Source organism: uncultured Dysgonomonas sp., from assembly GCF_900079725.1.
GTDB lineage: Bacteria > Bacteroidota > Bacteroidia > Bacteroidales > Dysgonomonadaceae > Dysgonomonas.
The window spans coordinates 2,843,426-2,862,289 of sequence record NZ_LT599032.1; the positions used below are offsets into that span (position 1 = coordinate 2,843,426).

General features: G+C 40.4%; 16 protein-coding genes and 2 pseudogenes. 16 read left to right on the forward strand and 2 right to left on the reverse strand.

The genetic code is table 11. The features are described 5' to 3' along the window. The first annotated feature begins 146 nt into the window (after positions 1–146). From QZL88_RS11840 to QZL88_RS11915, 16 genes and pseudogenes are all read left to right on the forward strand, one after another. The gene (locus QZL88_RS11840; protein ID WP_006844193.1) at positions 147–449 is read left to right on the forward strand and encodes a DUF4134 domain-containing protein; all 303 of its coding nucleotides are present in this window, start codon (positions 147–149) and stop codon (positions 447–449) included. A gap of 22 nt (positions 450–471) precedes the next feature. After that, a complete protein-coding gene (locus QZL88_RS11845; protein WP_291029978.1) occupies positions 472–807 on the forward strand; it encodes a DUF4133 domain-containing protein in 336 nt (111 codons plus the stop codon). Continuing rightward, a pseudogene (locus QZL88_RS11850) lies at positions 800–2,194 on the forward strand (TraG family conjugative transposon ATPase); the annotation flags it as partial. The gene QZL88_RS11845 and the pseudogene QZL88_RS11850, both read left to right, overlap by 8 nt. 603 nt (positions 2,195–2,797) lie before the next feature. Continuing rightward, complete coding sequence (ltrA, locus tag QZL88_RS11855; RefSeq protein ID WP_296937713.1) at positions 2,798–4,480, forward strand: group II intron reverse transcriptase/maturase; 1,683 nt, start codon at positions 2,798–2,800, stop codon at positions 4,478–4,480. Between the two features lie 94 nt (positions 4,481–4,574). Then, positions 4,575–5,201: pseudogene (locus QZL88_RS11860) on the forward strand (TraG family conjugative transposon ATPase); the annotation flags it as partial. Between the two features lie 626 nt (positions 5,202–5,827). After that, positions 5,828–7,510: a group II intron reverse transcriptase/maturase gene (gene ltrA, locus QZL88_RS11865; protein WP_296937715.1), complete on the forward strand. Its 1,683-nt coding sequence runs from the start codon at positions 5,828–5,830 to the stop codon at positions 7,508–7,510. After that, positions 7,488–8,072 carry a TraG family conjugative transposon ATPase gene (locus QZL88_RS11870; protein ID WP_296941396.1) on the forward strand — a complete coding sequence of 195 codons (585 nt, stop codon included), beginning with the start codon at positions 7,488–7,490 and terminating at the stop codon, positions 8,070–8,072. Before ltrA (QZL88_RS11865) ends, QZL88_RS11870 begins: the two co-directional genes overlap by 23 nt. A 13-nt stretch (positions 8,073–8,085) precedes the next feature. After that, complete coding sequence (locus QZL88_RS11875) at positions 8,086–8,400, forward strand: DUF3876 domain-containing protein (protein ID WP_291026515.1); 315 nt, start codon at positions 8,086–8,088, stop codon at positions 8,398–8,400. A 64-nt stretch (positions 8,401–8,464) separates the two neighbouring features. Next, the gene (locus tag QZL88_RS11880; RefSeq protein ID WP_291026517.1) at positions 8,465–9,085 is read left to right on the forward strand and encodes a DUF4141 domain-containing protein; all 621 of its coding nucleotides are present in this window, start codon (positions 8,465–8,467) and stop codon (positions 9,083–9,085) included. A gap of 2 nt (positions 9,086–9,087) precedes the next feature. Beyond that, complete coding sequence (traJ, locus tag QZL88_RS11885; RefSeq protein ID WP_291026519.1) at positions 9,088–10,089, forward strand: conjugative transposon protein TraJ; 1,002 nt, start codon at positions 9,088–9,090, stop codon at positions 10,087–10,089. Positions 10,090–10,133: 44 nt separating this feature from the next. Next, entirely contained in the window at positions 10,134–10,757 is a 624-nt protein-coding gene (gene traK / locus QZL88_RS11890) for a conjugative transposon protein TraK (RefSeq protein ID WP_296941400.1), read from the forward strand. A gap of 8 nt (positions 10,758–10,765) precedes the next feature. Further along, entirely contained in the window at positions 10,766–11,035 is a 270-nt protein-coding gene (locus QZL88_RS11895) for a TraL conjugative transposon family protein (RefSeq protein ID WP_296941401.1), read from the forward strand. Further along, positions 11,035–12,417 carry a conjugative transposon protein TraM gene (gene traM / locus QZL88_RS11900; RefSeq protein ID WP_296941403.1) on the forward strand — a complete coding sequence of 461 codons (1,383 nt, stop codon included), beginning with the start codon at positions 11,035–11,037 and terminating at the stop codon, positions 12,415–12,417. The genes QZL88_RS11895 and traM overlap by 1 nt, the downstream gene beginning before the upstream one ends. 67 nt (positions 12,418–12,484) lie before the next feature. Next, complete coding sequence (gene traN, locus QZL88_RS11905) at positions 12,485–13,435, forward strand: conjugative transposon protein TraN (RefSeq protein ID WP_296941405.1); 951 nt, start codon at positions 12,485–12,487, stop codon at positions 13,433–13,435. A gap of 40 nt (positions 13,436–13,475) precedes the next feature. After that, a complete protein-coding gene (locus tag QZL88_RS11910; protein ID WP_291027166.1) occupies positions 13,476–14,057 on the forward strand; it encodes a conjugal transfer protein TraO in 582 nt (193 codons plus the stop codon). 13 nt (positions 14,058–14,070) lie between these two features. After that, positions 14,071–14,526, forward strand: coding sequence for a DUF3872 domain-containing protein (locus QZL88_RS11915; protein WP_291027168.1), 456 nt, complete (start codon positions 14,071–14,073; stop codon positions 14,524–14,526). Positions 14,527–15,011: 485 nt separating this feature from the next. On the opposite strand, the gene QZL88_RS11920 is transcribed toward QZL88_RS11915, so the two are convergent. Further along, positions 15,012–16,364 carry a lysine 2,3-aminomutase gene (locus QZL88_RS11920; protein WP_291027170.1) on the reverse strand — a complete coding sequence of 451 codons (1,353 nt, stop codon included), beginning with the start codon at positions 16,362–16,364 and terminating at the stop codon, positions 15,012–15,014. Positions 16,365–17,059: 695 nt separating this feature from the next. After that, a complete protein-coding gene (locus QZL88_RS11925; protein ID WP_291027174.1) occupies positions 17,060–18,853 on the reverse strand; it encodes a glycoside hydrolase family 15 protein in 1,794 nt (597 codons plus the stop codon). Positions 18,854–18,864 lie beyond the last annotated feature (11 nt).

Sequence of the window (18,864 nt, forward strand, 5' to 3'; positions counted from 1 at the left end):
ATGAAAGAGCGAGATTATGGTTAGCGTGAATGTGCGTCAGCCAAACAAAAGGGTCTGCGACCCCCACTAAAAAATCAAAGTTAAACAACATTATTCATTCAGTACAGGGGACTATTCCACCCCCTGTACTATTAATCAAAAAACGTATGACAAAGAAAAAATTTCTTTTGTCAGCAGCCTTCATCATGGTTGCTGTATCATCTGTATTCGCACAAGGTAACGGTATCGGAGGTATTACCGAAGCTACCAATATGGTAACATCGTATTTCGATCCGGGAACAAAACTCATCTATGCCATTGGAGCCGTTGTCGGTCTGATCGGAGGTATAAAAGTCTATAACAAATTCTCATCAGGTGATCCGGACACCTCTAAAACTGCTGCTTCGTGGTTCGGTGCGTGTATTTTCCTTATCGTAGCCGCCACTATTCTACGCTCTTTCTTCCTTTAATCCATTTCAAAAACGATACGGAATGGAGTATAATATTAACAAGGGCATTGGCAAGAGCGTGGAATTTAAGGGTTTGAAAGCACAATATCTTTTCATCTTCGCAGGTGGTCTACTGGCTGTATTCATCGTATTTGTAGTTATGTATATGGCAGGAGTAGATCAGTGGATATGTATCGGTTTCGGTATTATTACTGCTTCTGTACTGGTATGGCTGACTTTTAACCTGAATACAAAATATGGAGAACATGGGCTCATGAAGTTGCTCGCCAAACGGCAACATCCCCGTTTTCTGATCAACCGCAGAAACTCTCGTCGCTTGTTTCAATACCGTAAAAAGAAGGAGGTATGGAATGCGTAATACACTAAAAGCAGCTACCATCGAAAGTAAATTTCCTTTGCTTTCGGTTGAACGCGACTGCATTATCAGCAAAGATGCGGATATAACGATAGCCTACCGTGTGGATCTGCCGGAACTGTTCACTGTAACAAATACCGAATACGAAGCCATACATTCGGCTTGGACGAAAGCCATTAAGGTTTTGCCCAATTACTCAATTATCCATAAGCAAGATTGGTTCGTCAAAGAGAACTACAAGCCTGCTACCGATAAAGAGGATATGAGTTTTCTATCCCGCTCATTCGAACGTCACTTCAACGAACGTCCTTTTCTGAACCATACTTGCTTTTTGTTTTTGACCAAAACGACCAAAGATAGAATGCGGATGCAAAGTAATTTTTCATCGCTCTGTCGAGGAAACATCATCCCCAAAGAGGTCAATAAAGAAACAGCATTGCGATTTATGGAGGCAGTCGGGCAGTTTGAGCGAATTTTGAATGATTCGGGATTTATTACGCTGACGCGTATTGCTTCAGACGAGATAACAGGAACGGAAAAAGAAGCGGGGCTGATTGAAAAATACTTTGCCCTGTCCCTCGAAGATACGACTTGTTTAAAAGACTTGGAGTTGGGAACAGATGGCTTACGTATCGGAGATAAAACAGTATGCTTGCATACCATTTCGGATGTGGAAGACTTGCCCGGAACAGTCGGAACAGATATGCGATACGAAAAGCTATCTACCGATCGTAGTGATTGCCGTCTGTCGTTTGCATCTCCTGTGGGATTATTGTTGTCTTGTGATCATGTATATAATCAATACATCTTCTTGGACGATTCGGCAGATAACCTGCGGCAATTTGAAAAATCTGCCCGCAATATGCAATCCTTATCGAAGTACAGTCGTGGAAACCAAATCAATAAAGAGTGGATCGACAAGTACCTGAATGAAGCCCATAGTTTCGGGCTTACTTCTGTCAGGGCACACTTCAATGTGATGGCATGGTCTGACGATGCGGAAGAACTCAAAAATATCCGTAACGATGTGGGTAGCCAATTAGCTCTTATGGAGTGTAAACCACGACACAATACAGTCGATGTCGCTACACTCTATTGGGCTGCGATGCCGGGTAATGCGGGTGATTTTCCGAGTGAAGAAAGTTTCTACACATTTATAGAACCTGCATTATGCTTCTTCACAGAGGAAACAAACTACAAGAGTTCTCCTTCACCTTTCGGTATCAAGATGGCAGATCGGGTAAGCGGAAAACCCATTCATGTGGATATTTCCGACCTGCCCATGAAGCAAGGGATTATCACGAACCGCAACAAGTTTATCTTGGGGCCTTCAGGTAGTGGTAAATCCTTTTTTACCAATCATATGTGTCGCCAATATTGGGAACAGGGCGTGCGACGAGAAGTTGCATAAGTAATTGTTTAACAACAAGATTAAACCTATTGTTTCGTCAATAGTAGCCTAAGGATACGTGCATTATGAGTAATTGTTTTGTACGAAGCTATCCTGAGAAAGTAACCCTTCCGAAAGGAGGAGTCGGAACCGTGAGGGAAAGACAACGAGCGTAAGCATTATATGCTCTGGGGGCGAGGCTGAATGGTATGGCTAACAAATGTGAACTGTCAATAAACATCGTTACGAAAAGAACAAGCTAAAGAATGCTGATAAGCTTGAACCAAAAGGTACGCAGCCAGGATAATCCTCTCCCTTGTGGGATTACACGAATATGAGAGCTGCCGGTGGATAGACAGAGCCTAACCCGTTCGTGTTACTTATGCAGAACTCGGAAAACCCGTACTTCTCCTATTTACTTAGGAAAGTGAGCCGTAAGGCAAGCTGATAGAGGTGCGGATATGGGATAGTAGAAAAAGCGAATGCCACTTTGTAATGAAGTGGATAGAGGTTTAAACGTTACCTCACACGAAAGTGGGCAGACTTCTACATAAGGTAATTCTTTACAAGAAACTTTTAGAACTTTTTAAAGTAGAAAAGCAAATGAACGAAAGTAAAACATCGTGTGCATCAACTGACCGAACAAAATCAATCGCATGGGAATCCATTGAATGGAATAAGTGTGAACGTGAGGTTAAGAAGCTACAAGCACGTATTGTAAAGGCTCAAAAGGAAAGTAAACACAATAAGGTGAAAGCCTTACAGTGGGTGCTTACTCACTCTTTTTATGCTAAAGCATTGGCTGTAAAAAGAGTGTCTTCTAATAAAGGAAAAGCTACGGCTGGGGTAGATGGTAAAATTTTGAATACCCCAATAGCCAAGGCAAATGCGATTACTGAATTGAAAAGACGGGGATATTCTCCGCAACCATTAAGAAGAGTACATATTAAAAAGAGTAATGGAAAACTACGCCCGTTAGGAATTCCAACAATGAAAGACAGAGCAATGCAAGCATTATATCTCATGGCATTAGACCCTGTGGCTGAAACAACTGCTGATAACCATTCGTATGGTTTCCGCAAAGGAAGAAGCACGCAGGATGCTATGAAACAATGTTTTATTGATTTGGCAAAAGATTATTGTCCTAAGTGGATATTGGAAGGAGATATAAAAGGTTGTTTTGACCATATCAGCCATGAATGGCTTCTGGAAAATATCCCAATGGATAAGGTTATGCTAAAGAAATGGTTAAAAGCAGGATTTGTCTTTAATAAAATGTTGTTCCCGACAGACGAGGGTACGCCACAAGGTGGTATCATATCTCCAACACTTGCTAATATGACCTTAGATGGTCTACAAGAACTACTTGCACAGAAGTATAAAGCAAGAAGAATCAAAGGTGAAAGGAATAAAAAATATCACCCAAAGGTCAATCTTGTTCGATATGCTGATGACTTCATCATAACAAGCGAAGACAGAAGTGTATTGGAATCTGAAATCATGCCATTATTAAAAGAGTTTCTCGCAGTAAGGGGACTTACCCTATCTGAAGAGAAAACGAAGATTACTCATATTGATGATGGTTTTGATTTTCTTGGATTCAACTTCAGAAAGTATAACGGAACAATGCTTGTGAGACCATCAAAAGAAAAGGTAAAAGTCTTTTTGGATAAGGTTCGACATATTATTGAAACAAATAAAATGGCGAAACAAGAGACAATTATAAGACTTTTAAACCCGATGCTTATAGGTTGGGCTAACTATTATAAATATAGTATAGCATCAGAAATATTCGGTAGAGCAGATTTTGAAATTTTCAGAAAACTATGGAGGTGGTCGAAAAGACGACATAATGCTAAAGGAAAATATTGGGTTGCCAATAAATACTATCATAGGGTAAATGGTAGAAGCTGGACTTTTTCAGTAAGTGATAGTCGTAAAAAGAATGGTGAGTACTTCTCGTTAAAGCGACTAACCAATACAAAAACAGAATCCTATGTGAAGATTAGATCAGAGGCTAATCCATATGACTCAGAGTGGGCTGAATATTTTGATAAAAGAGAAACTTATCAGATGCTCAACACCCTTAAAGGCAGAAGGTCACTCCTATATATCTGGGAAAAACAAAACCGTATTTGTCCAATTTGCGAGAATTTAATAAACAGAGAGAAAGAATGGAGTATCATGGAACAAACCATAGAAAACCATATCAAAAGAACTCTAGTACATGATAGTTGTCGCAGAAGTGTATTACTTAAAAATAGAAGAAATGAGCCGGTTTCATAATAGAAATTTTGAATTGCTTGAGCCGTATGAGGGGAAACTCTCACGTACGGTTCTTAGAGGGGAAAGGGGCAGTAATGCCCCCGACCTACTCGACACGCACATCGTGCTTGTGGATACGGGGAACTCCTATCAGGGACTTTGCAATTTCATCAACCGTCGTACCAATGGAGAAGATGGAGTGTATTTTACATATACGGAAAAAAATCCCATCTCATTTAATCCATTTTATACCGACGATGGGGTCTTTGATATCGAGAAAAGAGAAAGCATCAAAACCCTGATAATGACTTTATGGAAGCGGGATAATGAACCTCCCACACGTTCGGAAGAGGTAGCTCTTTCCAATGCCGTGAGCTTGTATATAGAACGTATCAAAATAGACGAATCTGTTCTGCCGTCGTTCAATACCTTCTACGAGTTTGTCAAATTGGACTATGCTGCTATCCTCGATGCCAAACGGGTACGGGAGAAAGATTTTGACTTAGCCAACTTCCTCAATGTGCTTGAACCCTATTATAAGGGTGGTGAATATGATTTCCTGTTGAACTCTGAAAAACAACTCGATTTACTATCTAAACGATTCATTGTCTTTGAAATAGATGCGATTAAGGATCACAAAATATTGTTTCCTATCGTAACGATTATCATTATGGAAGTTTTCATCAATAAAATGCGTCGCTTACAGGGAATCAGAAAGATGATATTGATTGAAGAAGCATGGCTGTGACATGTAAGTCTTGTGAGTGATTGTTCAACAGCTATTACTAGCGAGTAATAATCTGATTGAACCTGTTGTTTCGTCAACAGTAGCCTAGGGCACGTGCGATAGTAAGTAATGAATTCGTATGAGAGCTGTCCTGACAATGAAGCCCTTCCGAAAGGAGGAGTCTGAACCGTGAGGGGATGACAACGAGTGTAAGCATTATACGCTCTGGGAGCTAGGCTGAATGGTATGAATAATGTAATGTGAACCGTTGATAAACGTCGTAACTTCGAATGAGCCGCTAATGATGCTGGGCTCTAACCCAAAAGGGATGCAGTCGGCTAACCTTCTCCACGCTAAGGTTACACGAACATAAGCACTGCCGGCGGATAGACGGATTCTAACCCATTCATTTGTCACTTATAGGGAACATGGTAAGCCCGTATTTCTCCTACCATTGGTAGGTAAGCCGACCGTAAGGAACGCCGAATGGGATGCGGGTATAGGAATGTGGAAAAAGCGAATGCCATTCTGTAATGGGATGGATAGAGGTTGAAACATCGCCTCACACGAAAGTGGGCAGACTTCCGCAAGGTGACTTTTTTACAAGAAACTTTTAGAACTTATTTAAAGAAGAAAAGCAAATGAACGACATTAAAACATCGTGTGCATCTACTGACCAACAGTGGAACACTTGGCTCGATATTGATTGGGACAAGTGCCAAATTGCGGTTGATAAGCTACAGGCGCGTATTGTAAAAGCTCAGAAAGAAGGCAGATACGGCAGAGTGAAAGCTTTGCAGTGGACGCTGACGCATTCGTTTTATGCCAAAGCATTGGCTGTAAAACGTGTTACATCTAATAAAGGCAGTCGAACTGCGGGAGTAGATCGTGCAACATGGTCAACTCCAAATGCTAAATTTCAGGCAATCAGTGATCTGAAAAGACGAGGGTACACTCCCCAACCGCTAAGACGGATACATATTAAAAAGAGTAATGGAAAATTAAGACCTCTTGGTATTCCTACAATGAAGGACAGAGCAATGCAAGCATTATATCTGCTGGCATTAGAGCCTGTTGCTGAAACCACGGCAGACAGTAATTCTTACGGATTCCGTAAAGGAAGAAGTACTGCTGATGCAAGAGAACAATGTTTCTGTGTATTGGCAAAGAGAACCTCTCCCGAATGGATTATGGAAGGAGATATTAAAGGATGCTTTGACCATATCAGCCATGACTGGCTCATCAACAATATTCCAATGGATAAGCTGATGTTAAAGAAATGGCTTAAATGTGGCTTTGTGTTCAATAAAGAACTGTTTCCGACAAACGAAGGAACACCTCAAGGGGGGATTATTTCTCCAACTCTGGCTAATATGACTTTGGATGGATTGCAAGTTATGCTTGCAAAGAAGTATCATAAAAAGTTCGTAAACAGAACAACAACCTATTATCCAAAAGTTCATTTGGTACGTTATGCAGACGATTTTATCATCACAGGCAGAACCAAAGAAGCTTTGGAAGAAATCAAACCATTGGTAGTAGAGTTTCTTCAAGAAAGAGGGCTTACCCTCTCAGAAGAAAAGACGAAGATGACTCACATAAGCGAAGGCTTTGATTTTCTTGGGTATAACATCCGTAAATACGATAATGGTAAACTTCTGATCAAACCATCTAAGGAAGGTCTAAAGAAATTCATGAAGAAAATCCGAGGAATTATTGATTCCAACAAGGGCAGTAAACAAGAATCTCTTATACGGCTAATGAATCCTGTAATCGTAGGTTGGGTAAATTACTACAAAAACTGTGTAGCATCGGACACCTTCAGAAAAGCTGATTACTTGATATACGAAAAGTTGCAGCAATGGGCAAGAAGAAGGCATCCCAAGAAAGGAAGAACTTGGGTTTCGGACAGGTATTTTACAAGAATCAAAAACAGAAACTGGTGCTTTGTAGCGAATTTCAAGAAGAAAGGAAAAGATGACAGGATCGTCCTTAAACGCTTGTATGATACAAAGATCACTCGCTATGTGAAAGTGAAAGCCGAATCGAATCCATTTGACCCTGAATGGGATACTTACTTCAAAAAGAGAAAAGAGTACAAAATGCTCAAAAATCTCAATGATACAAAGCCCTTGCTGTATCTATGGAAAAAGCAAAAAGGAATATGTCCTTTATGTGGAGAGCCAATTGACATAGATGATTCTTGGGGTACTACTGAAAAGAAAACCACCCCGGAAAAGCAGAATTATTTAGTGCATGATAGCTGTCGCAGAAAGAATGACCAATTAAAAAGATGTAACAATGAGCTGGTTTCTAGTAAATAGAAATTTTAAGTTGCTTGAGCCGTATGAAGGGAAACTTTCACGTACGGTTCTTAGAGGGGAAAGCTCCCGAAAGGGAGCTGACCTACTCGGCAAAGCGATTGCTAAAGAGGGTATGGCAGAGTATATTAAGTACCTTTTTAAGACCGTTCGAAAATTCTTCGGAGAAGCAATCGTTGTCACTCAGGAGGTGGATGATATTATTGCATCACCTATCGTTAAGGAATCCATCATCAACAACTCCGACTGCAAGATTCTCCTAGACCAGCGTAAGTACATGAACAAATTTGATAGCATCCAAGCTCTTTTGGGGCTGACCGAAAAAGAAAAAAGCCAGGTGCTATCCATCAATATGTCCAACAATCCGAACCGAAAATACAAGGAAGTCTGGTTTGGTTTAGGTGGTGTTCAGTCTGCTGTATATGCCACAGAAGTGAGTTTGGAAGAGTATTTTACGTTCACAACGGAAGAAACGGAGAAGCTGGAAGTTGCACAGAAAACTGAAGAGTCGGATGGTAATATTGAGTTGGCTATTAAACAAATAGCAGAAAGTAAACGCAAGTAAAAAACGAAAAGCTATGTTCAGTCAATGTAATATAACCGATTCTTGTTCCACTTCTACAGATTTTTCCATGCGGGAGATTACGGGGCGTTGGGTAAGTAGAGAAGGTGCACCTGCGATAAGAATATATCGCAATATCTCCCGAAAGAAAGGAGGCATCCGGCTCTGTCTTACTTACAACAACCCGCAGGTAGTCTGTGATTGTACGGTCTACAACGTATTTGGTCTGCATTACATTGAACTGTACGAGCGTATCACAATTACTTACGACCGGGAGCAAGAGATATTACATCTTTCTGCTTTCGGAGAATATGTCCGCCAGGAGAATTAGGGCACTAAGGGCTGCCTCCGGCTTCGGACGGTAAACGGGTAATAACAATTAAAAAATAACGAATATGAAAAAGATACTTTTCTGTCTTATGGCACTCATGGGGCTATGTACCTATCAGGCAAAAGCACAATGGACGGTGATTGATCCCTCCAATCTGGCACAAAATATATTGACTGTTTCCAAAACGGCTACAACAGCCAGTAATGTGATTAACTCTTTCAAAGAGATGCAAAAAATCTACGATCAGGGAAAACAGTATTACGACAAATTAGAATCAGTACACAATCTGATCAAAGATGCACGCAAAGTAAAGGAAACGGTAGAATTGGTCAGCGAAATATCGCATATCTATTCTACCAACTTCAACAAGATGTTATCCGATAGAAATTTTAGTGTCAGTGAACTGGAAGCGATATCAAATGGATATGCCAAGCTGTTGAACGAAAGTGGCAATCTGCTTGCAGATATAAAGAATGTCGTTTCCATCTCTAACGGGCTTTCGATGACTGATGCCGAGCGTATGTCAATCATAGATGAGATACATGCCAAGATGGTTGAACATCGCAATCTTGTCCGCTATTTCTCCAAGAAAAGCATCTCCGTTTCCTTTATCCGCAGTCAGGAGAAAGGCGATTTGGCGAGAGTGAAAAGCTTGTATGGTAATCCATCCGATAGATATTGGTAACCATGATACTGCTTGCAATAGATTTTGACAACCTGCATCAGCTTCTTCGGAATCTGTATCAGGATATGATGCCTCTTTGTGGTGATATGGTAGGTGTTGCCAAAGGGATAGCCGGACTTGGTGCTCTGTTTTATGTTGCTTCCCGTGTATGGCAAGCCTTGGCACGGGCAGAACCGATAGACGTATATCCCTTGCTAAGACCTTTTGTTATCGGGCTATGCATTATGTTCTTTCCGACTTTTGTACTAGGTACAATCAACGCTGTTATGTCACCTGTAGTAAAAGGAACACATACCGTATTGGAGACACAAATGACAGATGTGCATGCCCTGCAAGTGGAAAAAGATCAACTGGAGTACGATGCAAGGCTGCGTGAAGGAAAGGCATGGCTGGTCGATGACGAGGTGTACGATCAAAAGATGAAAGATCTCGGAATTACTGATGCTGCCGAAATGATCTCTATGTGGGGCGAACGCACCTGGTACGATATGAAAATGTGGTTTCGCCAACTGATTCGGGATTTCTTCGAACTACTGTTCAATGCCGCAGCTCTTACGATTGATACCCTGCGAACGTTTTTCCTAGTGGTGCTGTCAATCTTAGGACCGTTGGCTTTTGCCCTCTCTGTTTATGACGGTTTCCAATCCACGCTGACCAACTGGATTTCCCGCTATATCTCAGTGTATCTGTGGCTCCCCATTTCCGATCTGTTCTCGGCAGTACTGTCCAAAATTCAGGCTCTCATGCTGCAAATGGATATAGACCTGTTAAGAGATCCGTCCTATGTGCCGGATGCCAGTAACGGAATATATATCATATTCTTCATCATCGGAATTATAGGATATTTCTCTATTCCGAGCGTAGCGGGTTGGGTTATTCAGGCAGGTGGCGGTAGTGCTACACGCGGAGTAAACACAATGGCGAGTAAAGGGACTGCAATGGCAGGAGGTGTTGCCGGAGCTGCGGCAGGCAATGTAGCCGGTCGTCTAATGGGGAAAAAATAGACAGCCACATTGTATCATTTATTAATTCAAAATAAAACGAACACATGGAGTTCAAGAGTTTAAAAAATATAGAAACATCATTCAAACAGATACGCCTGTTCGGGATTGTCTTTGTCTGTATGTGTGCCGCCATTACGGGTTACTCGGTATGGTCGTCGTACAACTTTGCCGAAGCACAACGCCAGCGTATTTATGTATTGGACGGTGGCAAGTCCTTAATGCTTGCCTTGTCCCAAGATATGACACAAAACAGACCTGTGGAAGCAAGAGAGCATATCAAGCGTTTTCACGAATTGTTTTTCACCCTCTCACCTGATAAAAAAGCCATCGAGAGCAACGTAAACAGGGCATTATTCCTTGTCGATAAATCGGCTTTCAAATATTATCAGGACATGGCAGAAAAAGGGTACTACAACCGCATCGTGTCGGGGAATATCAATCAGATCGTACAGGTCGATAGTATTGCCTGTGACTTTGATAGCTATCCCTACAAAGCGGTAACCTATGCCAAACAAATGATTATTAGAGAGAGTAACCTCACCGAACGCAGTCTGGTTACCCGTTGCAATCTGATCAACTCGGTACGCTCGGACAATAACCCTCACGGTTTCACGATGGAGAAATTCGAGATTGTAGAGAATCGGGATATTCGGATATCGGAAAGGTAGGTAAAGCTATGATACGAAAGATAATGAAACACATCAATGAATGGTTGGAGGACGGTCTGCGAGGAATACTCGGCAGGTTGACCCCCGACAGGCGGATTATCCTTGTGATAGCGATGTTCCTTGTTTTTGGCGGTCTTTCCATCTATATGACCTTTTCTTCTATTTACAATTTCGGTAAAAACAAGGCAGAAAAGATGCAGATAGAGCAGATCGAATCGCTGAGACTACAAGTGGAACAACAGCGAGATAGTATTAACAATCTAAAATCAGTAGAATAATGGAACAGGAAGATTTGAATAAAGGAATACCGCCACAAACGGAGACTATTCCCGAAGAACAGCCATCTGTACCGGATAATAAATCGGAAGCGAAGAAAGAACCTCAGAAACCGCCAAAGCAAGAGCTTTCAATGGCGGAGAGACAGAAGCGAAAGAAGTTGTTGATCATGCCTCTATTCTTTCTAATCTTCAGTGGTGCGATGTGGCTGATCTTTGCTCCGTCGGATGATGGGAAAGAGCAAGCGGTAGGACTCACGGGATTCAATGCCGAACTACCCGTACCCAAAGACGAAGGCATTGTGGAAGGCAAACGGGATGCTTACGAACGGGAAGCGATGCGACAAAAGGAACGAGAGAAAATGAAGTCTTTACAGGATTTTTCTTCTATGTTCAACGATACCGAGCAAAACAATTATGAACAGAAGGACAATGCCTACAATACTTCTTTGCAAGTAGAACAGCCCCGAAGTTCAACACCTCGTGCAATACAATCATCAGCAACGGCTTATCAGGATATTAATAAGCAATTAGGCGATTGGTACGAAAAGCCTTCCGAAACAGGCAAACAATCGCAGTCAGCTATGGAACAGCGGCTACAGGAATTGGAACGAAAGCAAGAAGAAGCCGAGGCGAAAAAAGCAGAAGAGGACGAACAGACCGCTTTACTTGAGAAATCCTACCAGATGGCAGCACGCTATATGCCTATGCAGACAGGAGAACAACAGGTAGAAGAAGCAAGTGTGACACGTACAGGCGATAAGGTTAAGATAAAACCCGTTAAACAAGTGCATCACAATGTTGTATCTCTATTGGCTGCTCCGATGCCCAATAATGAATTTATAGCCTCGTACAGCAAGCCCCGAAATAAGAATTTTCTCACTGCCGCAGGCAATGAGGGAATACAGGATAAGAACAGTATTCGTGCTTGTGTAAACCAAACTGTGACTCTGACTAATGGCAAAGAAGTACAACTTCGTCTTTTAGAGCCAATGCGGGCAGGAAACATCCTGATCCCTGCCAACACTTTGGTAACAGGAGCTTGTCGTATCGGTGGAGAACGTCTGGAGGTAATGATCAATTCCATTCAGTATGCAGGAAACATTATTCCGGTTGAACTGCAAGTGTATGATATGGATGGTCAATCCGGGATTTTTGTTCCCAACAACGACGAAGTAAAAGCGGCTAAGGAAGTAGCATCTACATTGGCATCATCGGCAGGCACAAGTATTATGATTTCGGATAATGCAGGCTCACAGCTGGCTGCCGATATGGGCAAAGGTTTGATACAAGGGGCTTCGCAATACATCAGTAAAAAGATGAGTGTAGTAAAAGTTACCCTCAAAGCCAATTACAAATTACTTCTGTTACCAAAGTCAGAGTAACAGAATAATAAATGGGTCTGCGACCCCCACTGAAAAATCAATGTTTAACAAATTTAAGATCACGAATATGAAACAAATATTTTTTATATTAATGCTTGCTGTAAGTGTATTTACAGCCCATGCACAAGAAGTAGCCCAAGATACTATTGTGGTGCATACAAAACCGACAACGGGTGACTATTACGAGAGTTTTACTCGTCCGCTGACCTTCGATAGAATGATACCGCCTTATGCTCTGGAGGTTACTTTCAATAAAACCGTTCATGTCATATTCCCATCGGCTATTCGCTATGTCGATTTAGGGTCGGCAGATCTTCTCGCAGCAAAAGCGGATGGCACGGACAATGTATTGAGAGTGAAAGCAGCTTTGCGGGATTTCAGTCGGGAGAGTAACCTGTCCGTTATTACAGAAGATGGTGCATATTATAGTTTCAACGTAAAATATGCAGATGAACCTGTAAAACTGAGTATTGAAATGACAGACTTTCTACACGATGGCGAAGCGGTCAACCTCCCGAACAATGCCCTTGCGGTCTATATGCAGGAATTGGGGCAAGAATCACCCTTGTTGGTCAAATTAATTATGCAGTCTATACACAAGAACAATGACCGTGAGATAAAGCATATTGGTTCGAAGCGTTTCGGAATACAGCACACGCTGAAAGGTATTTATACCCATAACGGACTATTGTATTTTCATTTGCAACTGAAAAATTCATCCAACGTACCGTTCAATGTGGACTTTATCACATTTAAGATTGTAGATAAAAAAGTAGCCAAACGGACTGCTATCCAGGAGCAGGTGATTTGGCCACTTCGTGCCTACAATAATTTGATGTTGATAGGTGGACAACAGACAGAACGCATGATTTTTACTTTGGCGAAATTCACAATTCCCGATGACAAAATGTTGGTTGTTGAACTCAATGAACAGGAAGGTGGACGCCATCAGCGGTTTACTTTGGATAATGCCGATCTGATTCGTGCAAAGGTTATTAACGAATTGAAAGTGAAATAAAAGTCTCAGACTTTTTTATTAACACATAGACGATATAATCATGAGAAAAATAATAATGTTAATAGTTGTGTCGTGCTTCGCCTTTTCGGGTGGAGCATACGCTCAACGTTCACTGTCGGGTATGAGGGGTATACAACTAATGGGAGGCATGGTGGATGGAATCTATTCGTCCAAGAACGATAATGAAGCGGGGTACTATTTTGGGGTGGCAATGGCGACTTATGCCAAGAACGGTAACAAATGGGTGTTTGGAGCGGAGTATCTGGAACGCTATTATCCTTATCGGGAAAAACGATTGCCAATAGCTCAGTTCACAGGTGAAGGAGGTTATTACTACAACTTTCTGACTGATCCGTCCAAAACAGTTTTTCTCTCTTTGGGTGTTTCTGCTCTTGCAGGCTATGAAACATCGAACTGGGGCGAAAAGACTTTATATGATGGTTCTACACTCCAACATAAGGATGCCTTCATCTACGGTGGGGCTATCACATTAGAGATTGAAACGTACCTGACAGACCGTGTTGTATTGCTCGTTACAGGGCGGGAACGCATCCTCTGGGGTAACTCTACAGGACATTTTCATGGGCAGTTCGGTGTAGGAATCAAATTTATAATCAACTAAGAGACAATACAAAATGAAAAAAATAAAAACTTTCTTCGGAATAACAGCGTGGCTGGCAGTGATAATGCTGCTGGCCTCAGCCTGTAGTAGCGATATGGATATTAATAAGGTTTACGCATTTGATCTGGTTTGTATGCCAGTTCAGAAAAAGATCGTTCAGGGAGAGGTGGCGGAAATCCGTGCACAGATTGTAAAGGAAGGTAACTTTCAAGATACCAAATTCTATATTCGGTATTTTCAGGTAGATGGCAAAGGTCAATTACAACTCGATAATGGGACTATCCTTCTACCAAATGACTTGTATCTTTTGGAAAAAGAAACCTTTCGAATGTATTACACTTCCTATTGTACCGACCAGCAAGTGATAGATGTCTATATCGAAGATAGTTTCGGGCAGGTGGTTCAAAAGACGTTTTCTTTCCAAAATGACCGAGGTAACGAGGAAGATTTACCAATAGAAGCGGAATAGCCATGATGACGATGATGGTAATCTCATACATAGCTACTTGGGTAAATATGATTTATGCCTATGTAACTGCTCCTATAGATGTTGAACTGTGGGGTTATCCTGATTAATTTATTATCCAACGTAAGAGTTGTATTTTTCATGTAGACCACTGATTAACAAAGTTTATTTTGATAATATTTTATGATAATAATATGTAACTTTTTCTCAGGAAGGCAATGTCGCATTCCGTCAAAAGTGAACATAAAATGATTAAAGATCAAAAAATCAGCTCTCTCATTGAAAATTGTGGGAGAGCTTTAATAGAAAAAGGTTATTCAGATGTTAACATCGAAAAGCATTACTGGATCTGGAAAAAAATTAGTAGATACATGGAAGAACATTCAATTGTCACTTATAGTGCAGATGTAGGAAATCAATACCTTGAAACATTACCACCAGATTTTCATATTTCCTACTTGAGGTCATTTCGTCGTAGCGTTTTTTATTCACAGATTATCTGTTTTATGGTCAAACAAGAAAGGCTTTGTATCTATAAGTTTATGACGATCTTCTTCAAAGAAAAATTTGTCTTCGCCGAATGCCGGTTTGAGCTGGTTGAACCAGGTCGCTTTAGGATTGTATTCTGCAAAAAAAGGAATATCCACCCATTTGGGATTACGTCCCTGGATAAAACGAAGTATAAATATCTTTTCATCTTTAATCTCCTGTACACCTAACACCTGTATCTTTCCGGCATGATCACTCATACTCGGGCCTCTTACTGTCCTGCATAAACCACTCACCTGCTGATAAGCTCTGCGGAAGATATTCCAACATCTTTCCAGAGGAATTTCAAAGTATTGTTTAGAACCGGTATCCCGGGCGATAAACATATAGTAAGGAATGCAGCCCAGATCGACTTGCTTTCGCCACATCTGCGCCCATATTTCAGGCTTATCGTTGATATGCTTTAGCAGTGGAGACTGAGTCCGTATTTGTGCTCCGGTACTTCGGATACGCATAATGGCTTGTTTGACTGCTTCGGTCGAAAGTTCTCTGGGATGATTGAAATGCGCCTGAATCGACAGGTTCTTTCCCGATTTGTTAATCTCTTCAAATAAACGGATGACATCATCACTATCGGTGTCAGTCAGATACCTGTATGGCCAGTAGGCTAATGACTTTGTTCCGATACGTATGGTACGGATATGATCAAAATCAGAAGTTAACAAGGGTTTAATATAGCTACTAAGAATGGCTGCATTCATAACCATCGGATCTCCGCCTGTAAACAGGACATCTGTCACCTCTTTATGGACTCGCAGGTACTTAAGTAATAAGTCCGCTTCTTTCATCGCAAATTTTAATCCGCTCATTCCTGAGAATTGAGGCCACCGGAAACAAAAAGTGCAATAAGCATGACAGGTTTGTCCCTGACTGGGAAAGAACAATACCGTTTCAGGATATTTATGTTGGATACCTTTCAGTTTTATTTCTCCTAACGAAGGTACATTATGCTCCTGCCCTGCCGGATTGGGATTCAAGGACAAGCGGATTTCCTGTATCTTCTGGTCAAGAAAGGATTTTTCGGTATTTTCATCCAATAATTTTTCAATCATTGCATAATGCTTTTTATCAAGCATCCCTTTTCTTGGAAAGTTTAATGTGAATATCGGATCAGTTTCGATATTATCCCAATCTATCAGTTCATCTATTACATAATTATTGGTTTTAAACGGTAATACTCTTCCTACGATTTCAATATCTCGGACAAACTCTTTGGGGATACCAGCTATCTGAGGTATAGATTGATAATTGTGTAATGTGTACGTTTTTAATTGATTACGGGATTTATTCATATTTACAGTTAAATTATTAAGATACACTTACTTATATTCCAAGTGCAGGTATTTTGAATTTGTTTTTATGTTGTTTTCGAGCGTACAGAAGGATCAGCTGAATATTCATAATCAGTTAAGAGACAAGAAAGCCAACCTGAATAAAGTTCAAGCCATATCAGATAAGATTTAGAAAAAAATTTGATCTTATCTACAAATAAAATATGTCACAACGATATATTGACTATCATATCCGGAACAAACACAGGTACAGCTAAAAGGATGCTATTGCGTTTGTATAAATGATTCCGGATTGTAAATATACAAAAAATAATCGGGGTACCGATTACAAAAACAGAAAACGGGTAAGAGAACTCTCTTACCCGTCAACTATATTATTTGATTAATAACGATTTCTGTTATATGTCCGCTGCTTCTATCTGCTTTTGGACAGGCAACGTTGCACTGATAGGCTTTCTTTCAAAATCAGTTTCGTTTAATTCTGAGATAGCACTTTGTCTGTCTGCTGCATTATTGGACATTTCATAGTATCGGAATCCTCATGTCCTTCCATTTTGTCTATCTGTGATAATCTGTGCAGATCCTGCTTTATCATACGACAGCACTTATCGTTGCGAAAAATTGATATAATAAAAACACCGGTACAATTTTTCGTTTTGTGTTTTAAATAGAACTTTGGTCAAAACAGCCTTTAATCAAGGCCGAATAAATTGAGACAATATTCTTTCTTCTGAAAATAGACTAGCTGTATTTATCAAAGCTAAATGGGAATATGCCTGAGGGAAATTACCCAATTGTCGCTTTGTCTCGAAATCCAGATCTTCGCTGAATAAGCCTAAATGATTGGAATATGAGAGCAGCTGATTGAATAGGCCTAAAGCATCGGATTTTTCTCCGACAACAAATAATGCCCTTACCATCCAAAATGTACAGATGGTAAAAGCTGAAGATGGCAGTCCAAAATCATCACTATTTTTATACCTATACATCAACCCTTCATGTAGTAATTCTTCTTTAATTTTTCTTACGGTTTTTATATACCTTTCATCATTAGCTTCAATAAAACCATACTGTTCGATCAACAACAAAGAGGAATCCATTTGCTTATTTCCATAGGCTTGAGTGAAACTTTGCAATTCCTCATCCCAACCTTTTTCACATATATCTCGATAAATTTTATCTGCCTCCACTCTTATCAATTTGGCATATTCATCTTTATTTAATAATTGTGCTATTTTTTCGGTTCTGTCTAGTGCAACCCAACACATTACTTTCGAAAACACAAAATGATCTTCTATATTTCTAAATTCCCAAATACTTTGATCTTTATTCTGCCATTCAGCAATTACAGTCTTTGCTATATTCCGGACAATCTCCCACATTTCTTCTATTTCATCCAGATTGCCTGGGAAAAATAAATAATAATTATAGATAACGTCCATCAAATAGCCTAACGAATCATTTTGTTTCTGATTGTAAGCGGCATTTCCTATACGTACGGGTTTTGAATTTTCATAACCTGACAAATGTGGTAAGAACTCTTCAACCAAATTCCTTTCACCCCGTATACCATACATGATTTGGAATTCATCATATTTCGATTTCAAAATACGTTTGACAAACCCTAAAAAACGAGCAGCTGCTCCCTGATGTCCCATTTTTAGTAATGTTTCTATCGACATGGAGGCGTCCCTGATCCAACAGAAACGATAATCCCAATTACGTACTTCGCCGATTGTTTCAGGCATACTTGTTGTTAGAGCAGCAAGTACGGCTCCCGACGATTGGAAGGACATCAATTTCAAAACAAGTAGGCTTCGTGCTATGACATCCCCATAAGCGTTAAACCGTTTAGAGCGGTAGCTCCAGTTAAGCCAATATACTTTAGTTCTTTGATACTCAAGCTTTACCCGATTGATGTCTACCGTAACAAGTTTCTGGTTGTATGATAGAAACAAAAAACCATCATCATTAAGTATTATTTCTTTTTTATCAAGAATAGCATCAAAATCAAAATTAGAATACAAGTAAAAATTATTCTTGTCATTTTCGACAGAAGCTGTTCGCACATACTCAGATGTTTTTCTAAATACAGCTTTTTCCTTGGCATAATTAATTGCAGGGTTGTAGCTTATCTTGAACCGAGGTTTACCATTTACTAATCTGATATATCTGTATATCTCCGCAGGCATATAGTATGTACTGTCGGAGGTTCTGTATCTGGGCATGAAGTCTAGTACATCAAAAGTACCTTCTTTTGCCTCGAACCTCGTGCGCAAGATATTTGTTCCTTGTTTATATTCCTGCGTTATCTTATATTCGCCCCCGACTTCTATCGCGAATGACCCTCCTTTCTCCTTATCTAGTAATTTTGCAAAAAGGGAAGGAGAATCGAAGTCAGGGAAACAAAACCAATCTATACTTCCATATTTTGAAACTAATGCAGCTGATCTACAATTACCTATAACTCCATAATCTAAATTTTTCATTTCAATAAATT